The 20703-nt window shown below is 39.4% G+C and carries 20 protein-coding genes; 15 read left to right on the top strand and 5 right to left on the bottom strand.

The genetic code is table 11. The features are described 5' to 3' along the window. The first annotated feature begins 7 nt into the window (after positions 1 to 7). From IQ283_RS19890 to IQ283_RS19840, 11 genes are all read left to right on the top strand, one after another. Positions 8 to 760 (top strand): 2-phosphosulfolactate phosphatase, encoded by a 753-nt coding sequence (locus IQ283_RS19890; protein WP_194221798.1) that lies wholly within the window; start codon positions 8 to 10, stop codon positions 758 to 760. Then, positions 741 to 2489 (top strand): acyl-CoA dehydrogenase family protein, encoded by a 1749-nt coding sequence (locus IQ283_RS19885; protein WP_194221797.1) that lies wholly within the window; start codon positions 741 to 743, stop codon positions 2487 to 2489. Before IQ283_RS19890 ends, IQ283_RS19885 begins: the two co-directional genes overlap by 20 nt. Before the next feature lie 15 nt (positions 2490 to 2504). After that, positions 2505 to 3275, top strand: coding sequence for an SDR family NAD(P)-dependent oxidoreductase (locus IQ283_RS19880; RefSeq protein ID WP_194221796.1), 771 nt, complete (start codon positions 2505 to 2507; stop codon positions 3273 to 3275). Positions 3276 to 3297: 22 nt separating this feature from the next. Then, a complete protein-coding gene (locus tag IQ283_RS19875) occupies positions 3298 to 4089 on the top strand; it encodes an enoyl-CoA hydratase/isomerase family protein (protein ID WP_194221795.1) in 792 nt (263 codons plus the stop codon). A gap of 116 nt (positions 4090 to 4205) precedes the next feature. Beyond that, complete coding sequence (locus IQ283_RS19870; RefSeq protein ID WP_194221794.1) at positions 4206 to 5069, top strand: branched-chain amino acid ABC transporter permease; 864 nt, start codon at positions 4206 to 4208, stop codon at positions 5067 to 5069. Then, complete coding sequence (locus IQ283_RS19865; RefSeq protein WP_194221793.1) at positions 5069 to 6076, top strand: branched-chain amino acid ABC transporter permease; 1008 nt, start codon at positions 5069 to 5071, stop codon at positions 6074 to 6076. Before IQ283_RS19870 ends, IQ283_RS19865 begins: the two co-directional genes overlap by 1 nt. Beyond that, positions 6076 to 6855: an ABC transporter ATP-binding protein gene (locus IQ283_RS19860; protein WP_194221792.1), complete on the top strand. Its 780-nt coding sequence runs from the start codon at positions 6076 to 6078 to the stop codon at positions 6853 to 6855. The genes IQ283_RS19865 and IQ283_RS19860 overlap by 1 nt, the downstream gene beginning before the upstream one ends. Then, positions 6833 to 7540 (top strand): ABC transporter ATP-binding protein, encoded by a 708-nt coding sequence (locus IQ283_RS19855; RefSeq protein ID WP_194221791.1) that lies wholly within the window; start codon positions 6833 to 6835, stop codon positions 7538 to 7540. Before IQ283_RS19860 ends, IQ283_RS19855 begins: the two co-directional genes overlap by 23 nt. 29 nt (positions 7541 to 7569) lie before the next feature. Continuing rightward, positions 7570 to 8808, top strand: coding sequence for an ABC transporter substrate-binding protein (locus IQ283_RS19850; RefSeq protein WP_194221790.1), 1239 nt, complete (start codon positions 7570 to 7572; stop codon positions 8806 to 8808). A 25-nt stretch (positions 8809 to 8833) separates the two neighbouring features. Further along, a complete protein-coding gene (locus tag IQ283_RS19845; protein WP_194221789.1) occupies positions 8834 to 10501 on the top strand; it encodes a long-chain fatty acid--CoA ligase in 1668 nt (555 codons plus the stop codon). A 1-nt stretch (position 10502) separates the two neighbouring features. Then, positions 10503 to 11501: a phosphotriesterase family protein gene (locus IQ283_RS19840; protein WP_194221788.1), complete on the top strand. Its 999-nt coding sequence runs from the start codon at positions 10503 to 10505 to the stop codon at positions 11499 to 11501. A 40-nt stretch (positions 11502 to 11541) separates the two neighbouring features. On the opposite strand, the gene IQ283_RS19835 is transcribed toward IQ283_RS19840, so the two are convergent. Continuing rightward, entirely contained in the window at positions 11542 to 12462 is a 921-nt protein-coding gene (locus tag IQ283_RS19835; RefSeq protein WP_194221787.1) for a ketopantoate reductase family protein, read from the bottom strand. 142 nt (positions 12463 to 12604) lie between these two features. Here IQ283_RS19835 and IQ283_RS19830 point away from each other — a divergent pair, with 142 nt between their 5' ends. Then, positions 12605 to 13498, top strand: a complete 894-nt coding sequence (locus IQ283_RS19830; protein ID WP_194221786.1) for a hypothetical protein — start codon at positions 12605 to 12607, stop codon at positions 13496 to 13498. A 67-nt stretch (positions 13499 to 13565) separates the two neighbouring features. Next, positions 13566 to 14507: an NADP-dependent oxidoreductase gene (locus IQ283_RS19825; RefSeq protein WP_194221785.1), complete on the top strand. Its 942-nt coding sequence runs from the start codon at positions 13566 to 13568 to the stop codon at positions 14505 to 14507. Between the two features lie 165 nt (positions 14508 to 14672). On the opposite strand, the gene IQ283_RS19820 is transcribed toward IQ283_RS19825, so the two are convergent. Together IQ283_RS19820 and IQ283_RS19815 are read right to left on the bottom strand one after the other, a co-directional pair. Further along, on the bottom strand, positions 14673 to 16040 hold the full coding sequence (locus IQ283_RS19820; RefSeq protein WP_242057398.1) for a YjiH family protein: 1368 nt from the start codon (positions 16038 to 16040) through the stop codon (positions 14673 to 14675). Between the two features lie 354 nt (positions 16041 to 16394). Next, positions 16395 to 16613 carry a hypothetical protein gene (locus IQ283_RS19815; protein WP_206759494.1) on the bottom strand — a complete coding sequence of 73 codons (219 nt, stop codon included), beginning with the start codon at positions 16611 to 16613 and terminating at the stop codon, positions 16395 to 16397. 260 nt (positions 16614 to 16873) lie between these two features. Here IQ283_RS19815 and IQ283_RS24220 point away from each other — a divergent pair, with 260 nt between their 5' ends. Beyond that, positions 16874 to 17899 (top strand): GNAT family N-acetyltransferase, encoded by a 1026-nt coding sequence (locus IQ283_RS24220; protein ID WP_242057397.1) that lies wholly within the window; start codon positions 16874 to 16876, stop codon positions 17897 to 17899. A 30-nt stretch (positions 17900 to 17929) separates the two neighbouring features. After that, positions 17930 to 18820, top strand: coding sequence for a hypothetical protein (locus IQ283_RS19800; RefSeq protein ID WP_206759493.1), 891 nt, complete (start codon positions 17930 to 17932; stop codon positions 18818 to 18820). A 42-nt stretch (positions 18821 to 18862) separates the two neighbouring features. On the opposite strand, the gene cspD is transcribed toward IQ283_RS19800, so the two are convergent. Together cspD and IQ283_RS19790 are read right to left on the bottom strand one after the other, a co-directional pair. Next, complete coding sequence (cspD, locus tag IQ283_RS19795) at positions 18863 to 19063, bottom strand: cold-shock protein CspD (RefSeq protein WP_048309367.1); 201 nt, start codon at positions 19061 to 19063, stop codon at positions 18863 to 18865. A gap of 224 nt (positions 19064 to 19287) precedes the next feature. Then, the gene (locus IQ283_RS19790) at positions 19288 to 20499 is read right to left on the bottom strand and encodes an MFS transporter (protein ID WP_194221782.1); all 1212 of its coding nucleotides are present in this window, start codon (positions 20497 to 20499) and stop codon (positions 19288 to 19290) included. Positions 20500 to 20703 lie beyond the last annotated feature (204 nt).

Genomic DNA, 20703 nt, shown 5'->3' with positions numbered 1-20703 from the left:
AGTTCATATGGGAAAAATACATGTCGTTTTAAAAAAGGAAGATATTGATCAGGCAAAAATTAGTGAAGAAAAAATTGCGGTTGTGCTTGATATTCTTCTAGCAACATCAACCATAACCTCAGCACTTGAATTTGGTGCAGAACGGGTTATTCCTGTTCTAGATCAACACGAAGCATTGCAAGAAGCGAAAACGTTACCTGAAGGAAGTTATTTGCTTTCAGGTGAGTATGAAGGGCGAACAATTGAAGGGTTTCTAGATCCTAATCCATTGCAATTAAAGAAAGCTGTTAAAGGAAAAACGTTAATTTTATCAACTACAAATGGAACCGTAGCAATTAAACGAACGAGAGAAGCTAAACGAGTGTATGTGGCTTCGTTACTGAACGGTCATGCCATCGCAAAAAAGCTCAATGATAGTCACCGAGAGGAAACGATTGTGATTGTTTGCTCGGGTTCATCCGGCGAATTTGCCTTGGAGGACTTCTACGGTGCTGGATATCTTATACATCAAATGCTTACTACTCACGATTGGGAGCTTACTGATTCCTCACGTGCTGCTGTTTCATTTTATGAAGGTAGTTCGAAAAGCGGTGAGGACGTGTTACTTTCCTCGCGAGTCGGTGAAATGATTAAGAGGTACGGATTTGAAGAAGAAGTAAGTTTTGTTGCTTCCGAAGGGATTTTCTCAATCGTCCCTTATGTGAAGGCGCAAAAAATGGTGGTTCGAGAGGAGGTTCATCATGACACAAACCAAGTCTAGTCGTTCTGGTGCGGATTTTATGTTTCAACATTCTAGTTCAGAAGAAATATTCACACCAGAAGATTTTACCGATGAACATAAAATGATTGCAAAAACAGCTCACCAGTTTATTACTAAAGAGGTTGAACCGCATAGAGAATCGATTGAAAATCAACAGTTTGACAAGGTTGTAACTTTGATAAAAAAAGCTGGTGATCTTGGTCTTCTCGGTCATAGCATTCCTGAGAAATATGGTGGTCTTGGACTAGATAAAGTTTCAAAAGGGATTGTAGGAGAAGTGGTTGGCCGGACAGGTAGTTATGGCGTTGCTCAATCCAACCACACTTGCATCGCTACGCTTCCAATTACACATTTTGGAACGAAGGAACAAAAGAATCATTATTTACCGAAACTCGCTTCAGGCGAATACATTGGTGCTTACTGTTTAACTGAACCTAACGCAGGCTCTGATGCCCTTGCATCCCAAACCACGGCTATTTTAAATGAGGAAGGCACTCATTATATTTTAAATGGGACAAAGCTTTATATCACGAATGCGGTCTTTTCAGATACTTTTATTATTTATGCCAAAATAGACGGAAAGCACTTCTCGGCATTTATCGTAGAAAAGAATTTTCCAGGTATTTCTCTTGGGCCAGAAGAAAAGAAGATGGGTATAAAAGGATCATCGACAAGATCGGTTATTTTAGAAGATTGCCTAGTTCCAATTGATAACCTTCTTGGTGATAAAGGGAAAGGTCACGTTATTGCTCTTAATGTCTTGAATTTGGGAAGGTTTAATCTGGGATCTGCTTGTACTGGAGGAGCAAAACATGCTCTAGGACTGGCGTTACAACATACAAGTGAGCGTAAACAATTTGGTCGAACCATTGCCGGTTTTTCAGCTACTCAAGAAAAAGTAGCGATGATGATGGCTAAAATTTATGCTTCAGAATCACTACAATATCGGACAGCCTCTCTACTTGAAGGTGCGATGGAAGGTTTATATGACGAAGAAGACCACAGGATTGTTGGAAAGCAAATGATGGAGTATGCCGTGGAGTGCGCTATTTGTAAAGTATTTGGATCTGAAACGCTCGATCAAGTTGTTGATGAGTCATTACAACTTCATGGCGGGGCAGGATTTATTCAGGAATACCCAATTGAGCAGATGTACCGCGATTCCAGAATCAACCGAATTTTTGAAGGAACGAATGAAGTAAATCGTTTGTTAATACCAGGAAATTTATTTAAGAAAGCGATGAAAGGCGAAATTCTTCTTGAAGAGCACATTGAAAAAGCGAAGCAGGCATTAATGCAGCCGAACAATCGTTTATTAAATGAAGAAGCGGCTATTCAAAGCATACGAAATGTATTTCTTGTATGTGCAGGTGTAGCCTACAAAGAGCATGGTAAAGAACTGATGGAGCATCAAGAATCCCTTATGAAGCTTGCGAATATAGCGATTATGCTTTATGCAAGTGAAGCTGCAGTTCTCCGAGCATTTAAGAAGGATGGATCAGCCGGTGATTTGAAGCAGATGCTAGCTAGAACTTTCCTTGAAGAAGCTCTTTTGCAAGTAGAAACGTCAGCTCGCAAACTGGTTATGAGCGTACTCTCTCAAGATGAAAAGGAACAAACATTAGGATTAATTATTCAAGAACTTTCGAAATATGACTTTGGAAGTTCGCTAGAACGAAATCGACTAATTGCAAAACAAAGCTACAATAAATTAAAGTACGAAGTTTAGAAAGCGGTGAAAGAAATGGGAAGATTTTCAGGACGAACGGCAGTGATAACCGGGGGTGGCAGCGGAATCGGTGCCATGACTGCAAAGCGGATAGCGAGTGAAGGAGGAACGGTTATTCTTGTTGGCCGTACAGAGGCTAAGCTGTTGCAAACGGCTAACGAGCTTAAAGAACTTGAAGGAAAAGTTCTTACTTTTGTAGCTGACGTAACAAAGCAGGAACAAATTGATCACCTAACAACATTCGTTAAAGAAAGTACTGAAACTCTTCATGTATTAATTAATAATGCTGGAGGGTCTCAAGGTTCCCCCATTCTTGAAATGACGGAAGAAAATTGGGATCATGCACAAAATGTGAATTTAAAAAGTGTTTTTCTCGTTTCGAAGGCGCTGGGGAAATTAATGCTAGAAACCGCAAAGAAAGAGGAAGAAATGGTAGATTTCTCTATCGTGAACGTAGCCTCGTTATCAGGGCATAAGGCTGGTGCACAAATTCCTCATTATAGTGCAGCGAAAGCAGCCGTTATTAATTTTACAAGAGCACTGGCGGTAGAACTTTCCCCATACATTCGAGTGAATTCAGTTTCCCCTGGATTTGTTGAAACTCCGTTAACAGAAGACGGTTTGAAGAATGAAAGGTTTGAGGCGTCAATTAAGCGAAATACCGCTTTGAATCGAGTGGGACAGGCTGAAGAAATTGCAAACGTTATTTCATTTGCTGCTTCACCTGAAGCGAGTTATATGACTGGATCTGATCTATTAGTCGACGGTGGCTGGCTCATCGTATAAAAAATAAGGAGAGTGTTTAAAAATGGAAACAACAGTAAAAACGGATCATCTTAAAGTAAATGTACATGGTGCTGTGCTTCATCTTACACTTAATCGACCTGAAGCGCTAAATGCGTTTAGTCCCGAAATGATCTTAGGACTAACAAAAGCGATTCAAGATGCGAAAGAAAACGACGACATTCGAGTTGTTATGCTTTCAGGTGCCGGCCGTTCTTTCAGTGCCGGTGGTGATGTAAAAACGATGGGGGATACTTCTTCAACAGAAGTTTATGAACATATTGGTAAGTTAAATGAACTGGTTCTTACGATGAGGGACCTTGAGAAGCCGATTATTTCAGTTATTCATGGTTTTGCTGCTGGAGCAGGATTTAATCTAGCGCTCGCTAGTGACATTATTCTAGCAGCAGAAGATAGTAGTTTCGTATTAAGTTTCTCTCAGGTCGGATTAATTTCAGATGGTGGGGGACTATCTTTCCTTCCGCGTTTAATCGGTCCTTATAAGGCGAAAGAGCTTTTCTTCTCTGCCCAGCCTATTACTGCAAAAGAAGCGAAACAATTAAATATTGTAAATCAAACTTATCCTTTAGCTAGCTTAGAGGAAGAAGCAATGGCATATGCTGATAAGCTTTCTAGAGGCCCTGGTAAAGCATATGGTTTTATTAAAAAGATTGCCGATGCTTCACTCACTTCATCTTTATCTGAAGTGCTTGAACAAGAACGTATTACTCAGGCTTTAATGGTAACGACAGAAGATCACAAAGAAGGCGCAAATGCGTTTAAAGAAAAACGTGCTCCTCAATTTAAAGGTAAATAAACTTGTTAATCTGGATTGATGATTTCTTCAATCCAGATTAATTCCCACATCTTGAATTCTCTTCATAAGTCCGCCGTCCCCTTAGTCTGGATCCTATCTAATAGAGGAGGAATAACATGGAGCTCCTTTTCCAGCAGATTTTTAACGGACTTACAATTGGAAGCGTTTACACGCTTGTCGCCCTTGGTTTAACACTGGTTTTCGGTATTTTACATGTTCCCAATTTTGCTCATGGTGCTTTTTATATGGTGGGTGCTTACGTTACCTTAATGATGATGGTAGGTTTTGGTTTTCACTATTGGATCGCTATCATTGCATCGATTACTGTCGTTGCTCTTCTTGGAGTAGTGACGCAACAGCTTATTTTCAAAAAGTTAGAAGGCGCTGATGGGATGAGAATGATGGTTGCGGCCATTGGTATCCTTCTTTTTCTAGAAGCATTTGGTCAATTTATGTGGGGAACAGAATACCACAGAATGGACACCCCATATGGTTCTGTAGTTAACTTATTCGGTTTAACGGTAACTCTGCAAAGACTCTTAATTATCGTGGCAGCCGTGATCCTTATGCTTGCGCTTCATTTTTTCTTAACCAAAACAATGATTGGGGCAGCTATTATTGCCATGGCTCAAAATAGAGAAGGGGCCTTTCTAGTAGGAATTAATGCAAATCAGGTAGCATGGCTCACGTTCGCGATTGCTGGTGGTTTAGCGGCTGCAGCAGCTTCACTTGCTTCGCCAATTAATCTCGTATTCCCTACGATGGGAAACCTCGTCATCATGAAAGCATTTGTCATCATCATCATTGGCGGAATGGGGAGTATCCCTGGTGCCATACTTGGAGGTTATTTACTTGGATTAACGGAGAGCATTGGAGCAACGTACATATCCTCTGACTATAAAGATGTGATTGCGTTTCTCTTACTCGTTGTGATTCTCACAGCCAAGCCGACCGGGTTGTTTACTAAGGGGGTTCAGTAATGCTAAATGTTCTCTCAAAACGAACCCTTTTACTTTTGATAGCGTGTGTTGCTGTTCTTTTTCCGCTAGTTTTCCCAAATATGTATGTGCTGCAATTACTGACACTTGTGTTTATTTGGTCCATTGCAGTCTACGGTTTTAACATCATTTCAGGCTATGTGGGTTATTTATCTCTCGCTCATGCAGGATTTTTTGCAATAGGAGCATATGGACTTGGATTACTGACAACAAAAGCTGGAATGCCTTATTGGATGGCTTTATTTCTTGCTGTCGCGATCACCTCTATAGCAGGCGCTATTGTCGGTGTGGTTGCTCTTCGAACGAAATCTCATTTCTTTGCAATTTATACGATGTGTGTAGGCGTTATTATCTATCTCCTAATAGATAAATGGGATAGTTTAACTGGAGGAGTTCGAGGGTTAATTGGAATTCCCGCTCCTGGGAGTATCGGTCCCATCACTTTTGATACGTTAATATCTCAGTATTATCTGGCTCTATTTTTTCTATCATTTACGATTTTTCTTTGTTATCGCATCGTACATTCATTACTTGGTAGGACATTTATTGCGATCCGTAATAGTGAAGAGCTTGCGAAAACGATTGGTATTTCAATCATGAAAAATCAGTTGCTTGCTTTTACCCTATCAGCATTATTTGCTGGATTATCTGGGGCTTTGTACGCGTCTTTTATTCGGTTTATCGGCCCACAAATCTCAGCTATTACCGTTACGTTCGAGATGTTGATGTACCTTCTTGTGGGAGGGATTGGAACTCTAGCAGGTCCGATTGTTGGCACACTCATTGTCATCTCTCTTACTCAATCCTTGCAGTTTCTTGAAGAGTATCGAATGCTCATTTTCGGTCCTGTAGTTGTTTTATTAGTCTTATACTACCCTCGTGGAATAACAGGTAGTATTCAAGCGTATATGCAAAAAAAGCGACAGAAAAAGGTGAAAACCGCTAAGGAAAAGCGTGATGTTAAAAGGAACGTAGGGGAGGCAGGCTAATGTTTTTTTCAACAGAAGGAATCACGAAGCGCTTCGGGGGACTAGCGGCTGTTGAAGATGTGAATGTGTCTATAGAAAAAGGGACCATTACAGCAATCATTGGACCTAACGGCGCCGGGAAGTCAACTTTTTTTAACTTGATTAGTGGGATACACCCACTGACATCTGGAAGAATTAATTTCAAAGGAAAAGAGATTACAAAGTTACCTCCACAGCAAATTGCAAGACTAGGAATAGGAAGAACTTTTCAAACAACAAACTTATTTGAGCAATCGACTGTTCTAGATAATGTGCTGATCGGCCATAGGCTTCGTACCAAATCCGGAATATGGGATGCGCTTTTCCGTACGAAAAGAGAAAAAGATGAAGAAAAAAAGTCCTACGAAAAGGCATTAGAAGCGCTAAAGTTTGTTGAAATGATGCATGTTGTTGAACATCCTGTATCCCTTATATCACAGGAAGAAAAAAAGAGACTCGCTTTTGCTCTAGCTTTAGCGACTGATCCCGAAATGGTTCTTCTTGATGAACCAGCTGCCGGAGTGAATCCAGATGAAACAGATGGCCTAGCGTATTTAATGAGGAAGATGGCTGACCACGGCATTACGGTTTGTCTTATTGAGCATAAGATGCCGATGATTATGAGTCTAGCTGATCAAATTGTGGTCTTGAACCACGGGAAGAAAATTGCAGAAGGGCGACCAGAGGAAATTCGCCAAAATGAAGCTGTGATTCAAGCCTATCTAGGGGGTGCAGCGCATGCTCCAGCTATCCACAATTAACGTCAACTACGGTGCATCGAACGTTCTTCACCAGATTTCCTTAAATGTTAACAAAGGAGAAACGGTTGTTTTACTTGGAGCTAACGGGGCAGGAAAGAGCACTATATTTAGAACGATCAGTGGTTTGATGAAGCCAGTATCTGGTGATGTTCTATTTATGGATCGCAAGGTAACGGGAAAACCGCCTCACTCTCTTGTGAAGGAAGGCATAGTCCAGTGTCCTGAAGGGAGAAAGTTATTTCCACAAATGTCTGTCTATGAAAATCTGAAGATGGGTAGTTATGTTCATCGAAAGCATCGAAAGGAAATGGAAAATCAGTTAAAGGAGGTGTATTCTCTTTTTCCTATCTTATACGATAAGCGCCATCAAGCAGCTGGATCTCTTAGTGGTGGTCAACAGCAGATGCTTGCCATAGGTCGCGCATTAATGGCCAAGCCGAAAGTCCTTCTCCTTGATGAACCATCATTAGGTCTAGCACCATTGATCGTTGAGCAAATGTTCCACATTATCGAGGATATCAATGAGCAGGGAACAACGATTCTGCTGGCAGAGCAGAATGCAAATGCAGCACTTCAAATTTCTGATCGGGGTTATGTCATTGAGAGTGGCAAAATTGTACTAGAAGGAAGCAAGGAAGAACTTTTGTCTAATGATGAGATTCGAAAAGCTTATATTGGAGCATAATTGGAATCGATTAGTATAGGGGGATAACGATGAAAATTGGGATAAAGCTTTTTGTATTCATGATGGTGTTAATTGGACTGATGGTTGTGGGCGGTTGTGCGGCGGGGTCCGTTAGTAACTCCAGTAATTCAGAAGGATCTTCTAATGAAAATAAATCAAAAGATACTAGTACAAATGCAGATGCAACATCTTCTGCAGAGAACACGGTCAACATTGGGTTTAGTGGCCCACTAAGTGGACCTGCAGCATATTATGGGGAAAATACGTTGAGCGGATTAGAAATGGCCGTAGATGAGATTAATCAAGAAGGTTTCGAAGTGAATGGCAAACAATATGGCATTAACCTTGTGACATTAGACGATCAATATCTACCGAATGAAACAGGTACAAATGCGAGAAGACTTGTACAAGAAAATGATACGCCAATTATTTTCGTTCCTCATAGTGGAGGCGTATTCGCTACTCAAGTATTTAACGAACAAGAAGACTTTCTTATTGCAGCCTATACGAGTGAACCGAAAATTATGGAACAAAATAATTCGCTGACATTAGGGATTCCGCCAGCTTACAATGCTTATCCTGAGCCTTTTACAGACTATCAAATGGAGCGATTTGGAAAGAAAATAGCTCTTCTGCCTACTTCCTCTCAATATGGTAAAGATTGGACAGAAGCATTAAAGCCGGTATGGGAAGAAAATGGCGGAGAAGTTGTATTTGAAGGTTCTATTGATTTTAGTAAAGATACAGATTTCTTCTCCATCGTGACAAAAGCATTAAGCAATAATCCTGACGTAATGTTTGTAGGAGGACCTTCTCAGCCTACAGCGCTCGTGATTAAACAAGCAAGAGAGCTTGGTTTTGAAGGCGGTTTCATGCTGATGGATCAGTCAAAAATTGAAGAAATTGAGCCTGTACTAGGCGGGCTTGATCAGTTAGAAGGTACGATAGGTGCTCTTCCAATTATTGATAGTGATGCTCCAGGGGCTGAGAATTTTATTAGTCAATACAAAGAACGATTCGAGCGGATTCCAACTGCTGAAGGTGCATTTAACTATCAAGCGATGCATGTCATCGTAAATGCGATGAAAGAAGCCGGGTCAGTTGACGATCCAGCCAAAATCATCGAAAGCATGGATGCAGGCGTTCAATCACTTCCCGACGAGCAAATGGTTTGGCATTTAACTGGCATTTATAACGGTGGTGCATTTGACTGGAAACCAGCTATCGGAGCTGTTGAAGACGGAAAAGTAGTTAAGATAGAAAATTAAGTGGACTTGAAAGGGGATCGAAAAAATGCAAACAAATCATTTTAAATTCTGGCCTAAACGAGTACCATATTCACTTACCGTTCCTGAAACGACTATCTATGATAACCTCGCTGTTTCTGCCAAAAGATATCCGAATAAAGAAGCAATAATTTATTACGGAGCAACACTAACATACAAAGAGCTACTAGCGGAAGTTGATCGTACGGCTGCTTTTCTTGAGCAGTTGAAGGTCACTGAGGGTGAAAACGTTCTTCTTTTCATGCAGAATTCTGCACAGTTTGTCATTTCCTATTATGCGATCCTAAGAGCGAATGCTGTCGTTGTTCCCATTAATCCAATGTTAACAGCAGAGGAACTCTCTTTCTATATTAAGGATTGCGATATTAAAACCGCAATCGTAGGTCAGGAGCTCTATGAAAAGGTAGAACCTTTAGTAGGGTCAACCACACTTACTAATGTTATCACGGCAGCTTATTCTCACTATGCCGGTAACGAAAGCGATATACCAGCAGAAGTTTCACTAGAAGCTAGAAGAGTGGACAAGGCGAATCATTATACGTGGGAAGATGTAGTCAATCACCAATATTCACCTGGAGAATATGTAAGATCTATTCATGACGTTGCGGTCATGCCCTATACATCTGGTACAACTGGTCTTCCAAAAGGATGCATTCATCCAAACCGCACGCTTCAAGCAAATGCTGTAGGAGCATCTCAATGGATGAATATCACAGCAGATGGCATGCATCTTGTAACGCTACCTTTATTTCATGTGACAGGTATGCTCCATAGCATGCATGCCCCCATTTATAGCGGGGCTCCAATGGTAGTCATGACACGTTGGGATCGGGATTTGGCTGCTAAATACATTGAAAAATATGAGGTTGCTAACTGGGTTAATATTAGTACAATGCTGATTGATTTTCTATCAAACCCTAATCTACCAAACTATTCAATTTCATCACTAAAAATACTAGCTGGGGGCGGTGCTCCTTTACCAGCAGCTGTTGGGGAGAAATTATATAACTTAACAGGCTTACGATTTATAGAAGGGTATGGTTTATCTGAAACGATATCTCACACTCATTTCAATCCACCTGATTTTCCAAAACTTCAATGCTTAGGCGTTCCTTCATTCGACGTGGATGCTCGTGTAATCGATCCTAATACAATGAAAGAGCTTGGACCAGGTGAGCCAGGTGAAATCGTAGTGAACGGCCCACAAGTGTTTGATGGATACTATAATCGAGAGGATGAAAATCGCAATTCGTTTATAGACCTTGATGGGAAGTCTTTCTTCCGAACGGGTGATATAGGACGCTATGATGAAGAAGGATACTTTTTTATGATTGATCGCGTAAAGCGAATGGTCAATGCTTCGGGTTTTAAAGTGTGGCCAACAGAAGTCGAGTCAATCTTATATAAGCACCCAGCTGTTCAGCAAGCTTGCGTTGTCGGTGTTCCTGATCCTCGTCGAGGTGAAACAGTTAAAGCTTTTGTCATTCTAAATGAGGGTGATAAAGGAAAAGTCACGGAAGAAGAGATTATCGAATGGTCCAAAGAACAAATGGCAGCTTATAAATATCCAAGAATGATTGAGTTTATGGATGCATTTCCAACTACGAGTAGTGGAAAGATTTTATGGAGAAAACTCCAGGATAACGAGCGCCAAAAAGCAGAAGGAGTGAAATAATATGGGGAAAACAGTAGAAACAGTGACGGGTCCAATTCCGGTAGAGCAGCTCGGGAAAACGCTAGTTCATGAGCATTTTGCATTTGGTTATCCAGGTTTTAGTGGGGATGTTTCTCTTGGAGCATTTGATTTTCAAGAAGCACTTCAGGTAGGTATATCAGTTGCCGAAAGTGTCATGGCACACGGTGTGAAAACGGTAGTGGATCCTACGCCGAACGAGTGTGGTAGAAATCCGGAACTTCTTCGAACAATATCAACTGAAACAGGACTACAAATAATTTGTGCGACCGGATACTACTATGAAGGGGAAGGTGCGACCCCTTATTTCAAATTTAGACAGGGTCTTGGAACGGCAGAAGAAGATATTTATGAGATGTTTAGCAAGGAAATTTCGGATGGGATTGGAACAACTGGAATTAAGCCAGGGGTTATTAAACTAGCCTCTAGTAAAGATCAAATTACAGATTATGAAATGATGTTTTTTAAAGCCGCTGCACGTGTTCATAAAGAAACGGGCATTTCAATTTTAACGCATACACAAGAGGGGACAATGGGGCCTGAGCAAGCACAGCTTTTGATTGAAGAAGGTGTCCACCCACAATCCATCATCATTGGTCATATGTGTGGAAATACAGATGCTGCTTATCATTTGAAGACATTAGAAATGGGGGTGAATATCGGTTTTGACCGCTTTGGCATACAGGGACTCGTTGGTGCTCCTTATGATAAAGAACGTCTTATTACATTAATTGGATTATTGAATAGCGGATTTGAAAACCAAATCATGCTATCACATGATACCGTAAACTATTGGATGGGGCGCCCACCAGTTCTTCCAGAGGCAGTGGAAAAAATCATGGCTAATTGGCAACCAGCGTATATTTTTGAAGAAATCATTCCTAAATTGAAGGCAGTTGGAATATCCGACGAAACGTTGACGATTTTATTTGAAGAAAATCCAAAGAAATTATTTTCCTCAGAAGCAAAAGTAAAAGCATAAGAAAAAGCGAGGGTGAATCCTCGCTTTTTCTTATGGTGGTTTATTTTTTTTGAATTTCGTACGGTTTTATTAAACGATAAAGCGTCTCTGTATAAGGAAGTTTCAGCTTTACCTGCTCAGCAAGACGAAGTGCCCCTCCTTGAAGATGCTCGACTTCTAGCTTGTTCTTTTTTCTTTTATCTTGATGCATGGAAGAAGTCGCTTCGTAAGGAAGGGATTGGAATGACTTCATGCGGCGATCAATATCTTCTTGATTGATGTGTATGTCATACTGTGATGCAAGTGTTCTGATCTCACTCATCACATTTTCAACTAGTTTGAGGGTTTCGGGGACATCTCTTATGATGCCCGTGTGAAAATCCCCAGCAGTAGTTACACCAGACATCGCTGAAATGAACATATACTTTTTCCACATCTCTTCTTCGATGTTTGAAGTTAATTGAGAATTAAAATTCGCATGCTCATTCATTTTGCTTATTGAAGCACAGATCTCTTCTTGAGAAGGGTGGAGCGGACCGAAGATTAGGTCATGTAGTTCACTCGTATGTTGTACGTGCCCTTGGTCATCAAGAGTAGCAATAATGTATGATAATCCACCGAGTACTGATTCTTCACCGAGTTCATCTTTGAGGATGGAAATATGTTCAATTCCATTTAGTATAGGAAGAACCTTTGCTCCTTTCGCAACAAACTCCTTGAGAACTGGAAGACTATCTTCAAGGTGATATCCTTTAACGCCCAGAAGAACAAGGTCAACGGAAGATACTTCAGACGCATTTGTAATGAGTTTAGGAGAGCGCACCTTCGTATTACCTTTTACACTTATTACTTGCAGCCCTTCTTGTTCAATTTGCGCTTTTCTTCCTTCACGAACATAAAAGGAGACGTTTTCACCAGTTTCAGACCATCTTGACCCGAAATATGTACCAAGTGCACCAGCACCAAAAATTATAATATTCATAAGCATCCTCCTTGTCGAAATCTTCTTTCTAATAACACTCTACTTATTCTTACAATTAAATTCAAGTAGGGATAAAAGGAAATGACAACGTTGTCCAGAAATTAGCTATAAGTGACCGAAAAGGTAGAAAGGGTTGATTAACGTGAAGATATTATCACAAGAACGTTTTGAAGCAGCGTGTTCCTTTGTACGTAATCATGCGAGGCCGGTTGATCGAGAGTATTATGCTTTTTGGAAAGGAAATGGTGATAAAGAAAGTGTGCTAAATGAACTGGAAGAATTTCGAAATAAAGATGGGGGATTTGGGAACAATCTTGAACCAGATTTTCGCCTGAAAGAGTCTTCTCCTATGGCCACCTCAGTTGCTTTTCAATACATGAGTCAGCTTGACCTCGATTCTGATCACCCGTTTGTTAAGGATGGTCTTCACTATTTGAGAAGTACATATCAAGTTGATAAGCAAAGTTGGCAAGCTGTACCTCATTCAGTGAATTCAGTGCCACACGCTCCGTGGTGGAAGGTAACGGAAGGAGAAGTCGCTTATTCTGCCAATCCCGATGCAGAAATTGTAGGGTATTTTTTACACTATGGGAGTAATTATTCGATCACTTCAGAATCATTGGCTAGAGTGATGAATCACCTGGATAGCCTAAATGAATACGAAATTCATGAGGTACAGTGCTATCTTCGTTTAGCTCAGTTAGCTGGTGGTGAGATTAACAAAAAAATTCACGAGAAAATTAAGCAGAAATTGCCATATATCATAGATCGTCCTGAAAAATGGGATCATTATGGTGTACAACCCGTTGTTCTTGTTGAGTCTGATCAATCTCCTTTTGCTAAAGAGCTCAATCAAGAGCTTCAAGTGAATTTGGATTATTTAATTCAAAAACAACTTTCTAATGGCAGTTGGGAACCAAGTTGGTCATGGGGACAATACGAAGACAGTTGGGAAGGCGCAAAAAAAGAATGGCAGGGATTTTTAACAGTTCAGAACTTAATAACACTGTCAAAATTCGGTCGTATTGAAAGTTAGTCTGTTTAGAATGAGGGATATAACGGGAACATAGTAGAGAATCAATGATTGAGAGGAGTTTTCTACTATGAAAGCAGTTGTTATTGAACAGTATGGAGGAAAAGATCAGTTAGTTGAAAAAGAGGTAGCCTCACCTTCTCCAGGAGAAAACCAGGTTGTTGTAGAGAGTTATGCAACGTCGATCAATCCAATTGATTGGAAATTGAGGGAAGGCTACTTGAAAGAAATGCTACCTTTTCAATTTCCAATTATCCTTGGTTGGGATATTGCAGGTGTCATAAAAGAAGTAGGCTCAGCCGTAGAAGGTTTCAAAGAAGGAGATCGAGTATTTGCAAGGCCAGCAACAACTGCAAGTGGTACATATGCAGAAGAAGTCGTGGTAGATGATCATTTGCTTGCCTTCATTCCAGATAATATTTCTTATGAAGAAGCAGCATCGGTTCCGCTTGTAGGTTTAACCGCATGGCAGTGCTTAATTGATTTCGCTGATCTTCAAAAAGATGAAAAGGTGTTAATTCATGCTGGGTCCGGTGGTGTCGGTAGTTTTGCCATCCAGCTTGCAAAACACAAAGGGGCATATGTTGCGACAACAGCGAGTGGCAAAAACGAAGCCTATCTAAAGTCACTTGGAGCAGATCGAGTTATTAATTATCGTGAAGAGGACTTTTCAGAAGAATTAGAAGAATATGATGTAGTTCTTGATACGATGGGTGGCGAAATCCAAGAAAAAAGCTTTACAGTTCTCCGTGGCGGAGGTCGATTGGTTTCGATTGTAGGAGAGCCTGATAAAGAGAAAGCCAAGGAAAAAGGCATTCGCTCAGGAAATGTATGGCTTGAACCAAATGGAGAACAGTTAAATGAAATTTCTTCATTGATGGAAAATGGTCATATTAAAGCGACGATCGGTCACCGTTTCCCATTTAGTCAAGAAGGCATTCAGGAAGCACACGAACTAAGTGAATCACATCATGCTAAAGGGAAAATTGTTATTTTGTTTGATAAAGAATAAGGGAACAGCGGCTAATATGCCGCTGTTTTTTTACGCAAACAAAAAATTTCATATACCGTATTTATAATAAAAAATATAAAGATGGTTTATAAAAGTATCAATTATATAAATGATAGCAAGAAACAAAATAAAAAATCCGGAACTATTTGTCCCGGATTTACTAATTTAGAAAATAATATGTGCCATGACTACAATAATAGGTAAAGAAATAATCGTACGTTCAATGAAAATAATAAATAGGTCAATAAAACGTACAGGAACTTTTGATCCTAAGAGCAAGCCACCAACCTCAGACATATAAATTAGCTGAGTAACAGACAGACTAGCGATAACAAAGCGAGTAAGATCGCTTTCGATATCTGCACCAATTATGGCTGGTAAGAACATATCTGCAAAACCTATTACCATAGTTTGAGCTGCTTCAGCGGCTTCAGGAACTTGCATTAAATTTAGAATAGGAACGAACGGAGCACCAAGGTAACTGAATAGTGGTGTTGTTTCAGCAATAATTAAAGCAATGGTCCCGATCGCCATAACAATTGGAATAACGCCCATCCACATGTCGAGTACATTTTGAAATCCGCCTTTGATAACGTTCGAGGCACGATTATCTACCGCTGTTCTTGTTGCTTGGATTACTCCCCACTGAAAACGAGATTTGCCTTCAGGTATCGTATCATCAGGAGCATCTGCTTCTGTTTCGTAAGTAGTATCGGATTTCCTCGAGAGGGGTGGGATTCTCGGCATAATAACAGCTGCCACAACTCCAGCTAATACGATCGTTAAATAATATTGTAAGAAGTATTCCTCAAGTTTCATTTGTTGCAGTACAACAATACTGAAGGTGATCGATACTACTGAGAATGTTGTGCCAATTACGGCTGCTTCTCGTTTCGTATAATAACCATCTTCATATTGTTTACTCGTTAAAAGAACACCGATTGTACCATCACCCATCCACGAAGCAAGACAATCAATTGAAGAACGACCTGGTAGAGTGAAAATCGGACGCATTATTTTCGTAAGAAGGGTTCCACAAAATTCCAATAAACCGAAGTTTAGTAGAAGAGGTAAGAAAAGCCCCGCAAATAAAAATACAGAAAAAAGAATAGGAATAAGATCATTTAGTAATAATCCTCCAGTTGCGTCTGACCAAACCCATTCTGGACCGATTTTAAATAGTGTTAATATCGCGAAAATCATACCCAGAATACGAGCAAGTAACCAAATACCTGATACTTGTAATAGACTTGTCAGGAAAGAACTCTTCGTAATCCAATCAGGTTTAGCTACTACTGCTAGGAAACTAAGTACTGCTGTAATTGTAATAACAATGGTCATAATTGCGGGAAGAGAGAAAGGGATAGCTGTCCCAAATAGGGCCTGGAGCCAACCAGCTAGTTTTGCTATTGGAATCGTAACACCTTCATCATTTGGTATGGGAATCATGAATAAGAAAATACCAATGAGAGATGGGATAATAAATTTTAATAATCCTTCTGAAGTTACTTTTCTTTGATGAGTACTGTTCACGTAGTGTCACCTCTGTCGTTTTGCAACGGATTTTCTATCAACTAAAACGTATTTTTATAAAAACATAGTTATGAATATAACATATCAACCCCTTTTATGTAACATGAAAATACAAACTCTTGAATAGAAAAAGTGTTCAGAAAAGAGCGACCAATTGCATTATATCTTGAAAACGCTCACAATAAAAGAGTGAAACAGATATATATGACGCTTCCTTCAAATTAATCAACCTTAAAACTTGAGGAAGGAACGATCATATGTAACTATTCCAAAATAAAAAGACAGGGATCTGCTGATCCTTGTCTTTGACAAATTTATCTATTGATTTATTTACTTTAAATAGTCAAGGAACGTTTATACGTATCTTGGAGGATTGTCAAATTCATAATGTTCTTCAAAAGTTGACCCAAAGAAACAGGATGCACATTTGCGATAGCCTTTTTGTCTAAGAAAAACGAGAAGTTCTTCTTCATGGTTGGCTTCAGAACGATCTTTGATCGGCGTCTCGGGTAAATGACATTCATCACCAGCGTAGGCTGTCCTATGGACAATTTGTTTTTGGTGGTCAATCATGTATTTTCCCATATATGTTTATCAAGTCCCATCTCTAATAAGTTCCTCTAAGTGTAACACAATCATCTTGATATTGATACAACCTAAACTTATTATTATACCCTAAATTGGGGAGAATTATTACTGTTTATGCGTATTTTTTTAATGTTTTTTGAATGATCAACAATCAGGCATTCACTCTAATGCGAAAAGTACCGATAGTAGTAGGGTTAGGAGTTTGCATAAGTTATAGAATGAAGCGTGTACTGGAGGTTAAAAAGATGAATTTCATTATCAAACATGATGAGTTAAGTATTCGTTATCTTCAAGAAGGGGATGAACTCTTTCTATTAAAGTGGTTAACAGATCAACAAGTTCTTGCTTATTACGAAGGAAGAGACCGGCCATATACAAGAGAAAAAGTTTTGGAAGATTTTTTTATAGAAGACGATGAAGTAAGATGCCTTGTGTTGTTTCATGATATTCCGATCGGATACATACAGTTTTATTTGTTAGCAGAGGTAGAGGGGATCAAGCTCCCTGATCAGTCATATGGCATGGACCAGTTTATCGGGGAAACCTCATATTGGAATAAAAATATTGGGAAAAAGCTCATTCGATCAGTTGTGCATTATATTGAAAAAATTTTAAAAGGTTCTCTTGTTGTTATGGATCCACAGCACTGGAATAAGAGGGCGATACGGTGTTATCAGCAGGTAGGTTTTGCGAATTTAGGTATCCTTCCTAAACATGAATTGCATGAAGGTTCTTGGAACGACTGCATCCTAATGGCTTATGATTTTGCTGGATACCATATTTTGCCCATTAATCATTGTAATAGAGAGACGTTGTCCCGATTGTTTGTTCAGTTGTGGGGCAGCACAGAAATGGTGATCTCTACCGGAACGTATATTTTACATGAATTAGATGGATTCATAGCTTATGATTCAGATGGAGAGATAATAGGTGTTGCGACCTATCGATTGTATGAAGATCACGTTGAAATCATTTCACTTGATAGTTTGATTGAAAAGGAAGGGATTGGCGGTCGGTTATTGATGAGAATAGAGCTTGTGGCAGTCGAGAATGGATGTTCCGAAATGAAGGTGATCACAACCAACGATAACCTTAGCGCTTTTGAATTTTATCAGCGAAAGAGATACAGAATGAAAGGTGTTGCTAGGGGAGCGGTTGATTTAGCTCGTCAAGTAAAGCCCGAGATTCCATTAACCGGCCATCAAAACATACCTATTCATGACGAAATACTCCTTAGTAAAAAGCTCTCTTCTAATAAGCATCGTAATTGATAAGACTTTGGTTGAAAGGGCGAGTGAGGATTGGAAATAAAACGAGTGAAAAATAACCGATTATCAGAAGAAGTTCTTGAAGAATGGGACACTAAATTTGTACCTGATTATGATCTCTTATTCTTTGAAAATAAACCGACGAAATTCACAGCTGTTTCTAGAGAAGATGGATACTCCCAATTAAGTCTTGATGAGCGAACGTCTTTCTTAACATGGAATGTTCATCCTCAATGCAAGTGGATTGCAAAGGTATCGAATGGATCATTTTTATCACTTCATAAAGACGTGCAAATAGAACTTCTTCTCGGTCAAGTAGCAAATGGACGTGGTTTTCATTTTAGATTTCGGGAGCTCTTAGAGATTAATCCTGATACGCGTGACATTTTGGAGGAAATCTCACTAAACTATGAAGGAGAAGAAATCGTAGTGTTTCAAGGTTGGAGTTGGAAGCTGCTACCTATTTCCTTTAGGTATAAGCTGCTAGAAAGCATTTCAAAAAGATTCGTTTCATCTCATTCCATACAAATAAACGAAGAAGTAACAACAAATCCAGCCTTGGTTAATGCCTTTACGGGATGCAACGGGCCGAATTGTTTTGCATTTACATTGATGAATCTTGAAAAGGAAGCTGCTCGAAGAACACACATAGCACAATCCTGGGTAGTGGGCTATGAGTTTCTTTCCTCTTTAGAATCGTATGGATATAAAAAAGTGAGCAGTCAAAATACCGTGGATTCTGAAGATGTACTTGTTTGGTTCAACAACGACACGCCTGTTCATGGTTGTTATGCGATTAATGAGACGGTTTTGTTAAATAAAAATGGTCAAACGATGTTCCATCCTTATCAATGTCAGTCTGTGCAAAATGTATTGGATGATTGGTCTAATAAAGGATTTAAGCTAATCATTTATAGAAAATAAACAAGCCCCGGACGAAAGATCGTCAGGGGCTTGTAAAGCGATTTATGCTTTTGTTACGTTAGCTGCTTGTGGTCCGCGGTTACCTTCTACGATTTCGAAGTTAACTTCTTGGCCTTCGTCAAGTGTTTTGAAACCTTCACCATTGATTGCAGAGAAGTGTACGAATACGTCGTCTCCACCTTCAACTTCGATGAAACCGAAACCTTTTTCAGCGTTGAACCATTTTACTTTACCGTTTTGCATAAAAAATTGCCTCCTAATGTACCTCATCGTACATAATTTAAAATTCACCATTTACCATTGTAATACGTTTACATTAAAAAACTGCAGCTTTTTAAGAGGATTTAACTTTGTTACCCTCTTTCGAAGCTACAGCTAATTTAAATCCTAAATATATTAATAGTAAAATGGTTTAAATATATAATAGCACCGCCTCTTATAAATTGCAAACCATTCTGGAAATTTATTTACCGATTCATTAGACTGGATCCCAGTTTTGCTCGCCTTTTGTTGATTTGAATTGGAAGAGTTGATCCTATCAGTGCGACAATAGCAGATCCGATGAGAATACCTTGAATGCCGCTCGTTGCAAACAAGGTTAATAAGGTGAAGACAACTAAATCAAATACAGAATCTAATATAGATAGCAAAGAGATCGTAGTTGCTCTTATGTGAGAAGGGATGAGGTCATTGCTCAACTTGGAATAAATCGGATATCTAATGGCGCCTACCCATCTTAGAAACAAGACAACAAACAAAATAACCCAGAGCTGATTCTGGAAAATTGCAGCGACGACTAGCCCGCATGCTGAAAGAAAACCAGAAAAGTACATAAGCACCTTATAAGAGAAATTCCTATGAAGCATATTGATACTTCTAGATGATAAGAATGCGAGTAATGCACCAACAGCATAAATAGGCCCAATGATGTAGACAGGCAGACCAGCATTAATCATCAATGGCTGATCAAATTTTTGAAACACCGCAACGGTAGGAATAAAGACGAGCGTAAGGTTTAGGAACAGGAATAACAGTTGAGGTGCTTTCTTAATCACCTGAATCCCTTCAATTACATTTTGTAAAGATGTCCCTTTAACTTCTACCTTGCCTGATGGTTCATGGATGAATAACAAGAGAATGAATTCAATAATATAAGAAATGATGCTGAAGAGAATAAGTAGCTGAAATTGTTCGCTCTGTAAATCTTTAGCAAGAAATGATCCAACTAGAACAGCAATCATCATAGCTATAAATCCCGCTGATTGAATTTTCCCCATGACTTCATCCATTTTGTGATGGTTTTTATCTTTCTTTAATGACTCATAAATTAATGCTTCGTCTGCACCAGAAAAAAAGGTGACCGATAATCCATTTAAGATGCTAAACAGCATAAACATTGTTAAGCTATCTGCCATTAAAAGAATGCCTATACTGCTTATCTTGATGATGGATCCTATTAGAAATGCATTTCTAGCTCCATATGCATCCGCGAAAACTCCAGTTGGGATTTCACCGATGAAGACAGCACCGCTCCAGCACATCAAGATAATGAGGATATCAGCTTCGTTTAAGCCGTTTTTTACATAAAAAAGCGTAAGAACCGGTTGCAAAAAACTGATGGTACCAAAAAAGTTCACCCAGAATAAAAGGGTAAGATTTCGTGTTGAATGAGATGACATGTTCCTCCAACTTTCATTGTAAGTTCCGACAATAGAAAGATAGGAGGGGGTACAGTTAAATTAAAGTCATACGTCCCTCCCGTTTGATGAGATTAATCGTAGGATTTTTGACATATTGAAATCTCCCTTCAGTTAATTAAGAAAATTATAACAAATAGATAAAATAGAAGCGAGGCTATTAATAAACAAAATATGTAAATATAG

It is taken from the genome of Pseudalkalibacillus hwajinpoensis (assembly GCF_015234585.1).
GTDB lineage: Bacteria > Bacillota > Bacilli > Bacillales > Guptibacillaceae > Guptibacillus > Guptibacillus hwajinpoensis_B.
Note: the sequence above shows the minus strand (reverse complement) of the source record. Positions and strands in the feature narration are given on the sequence as shown.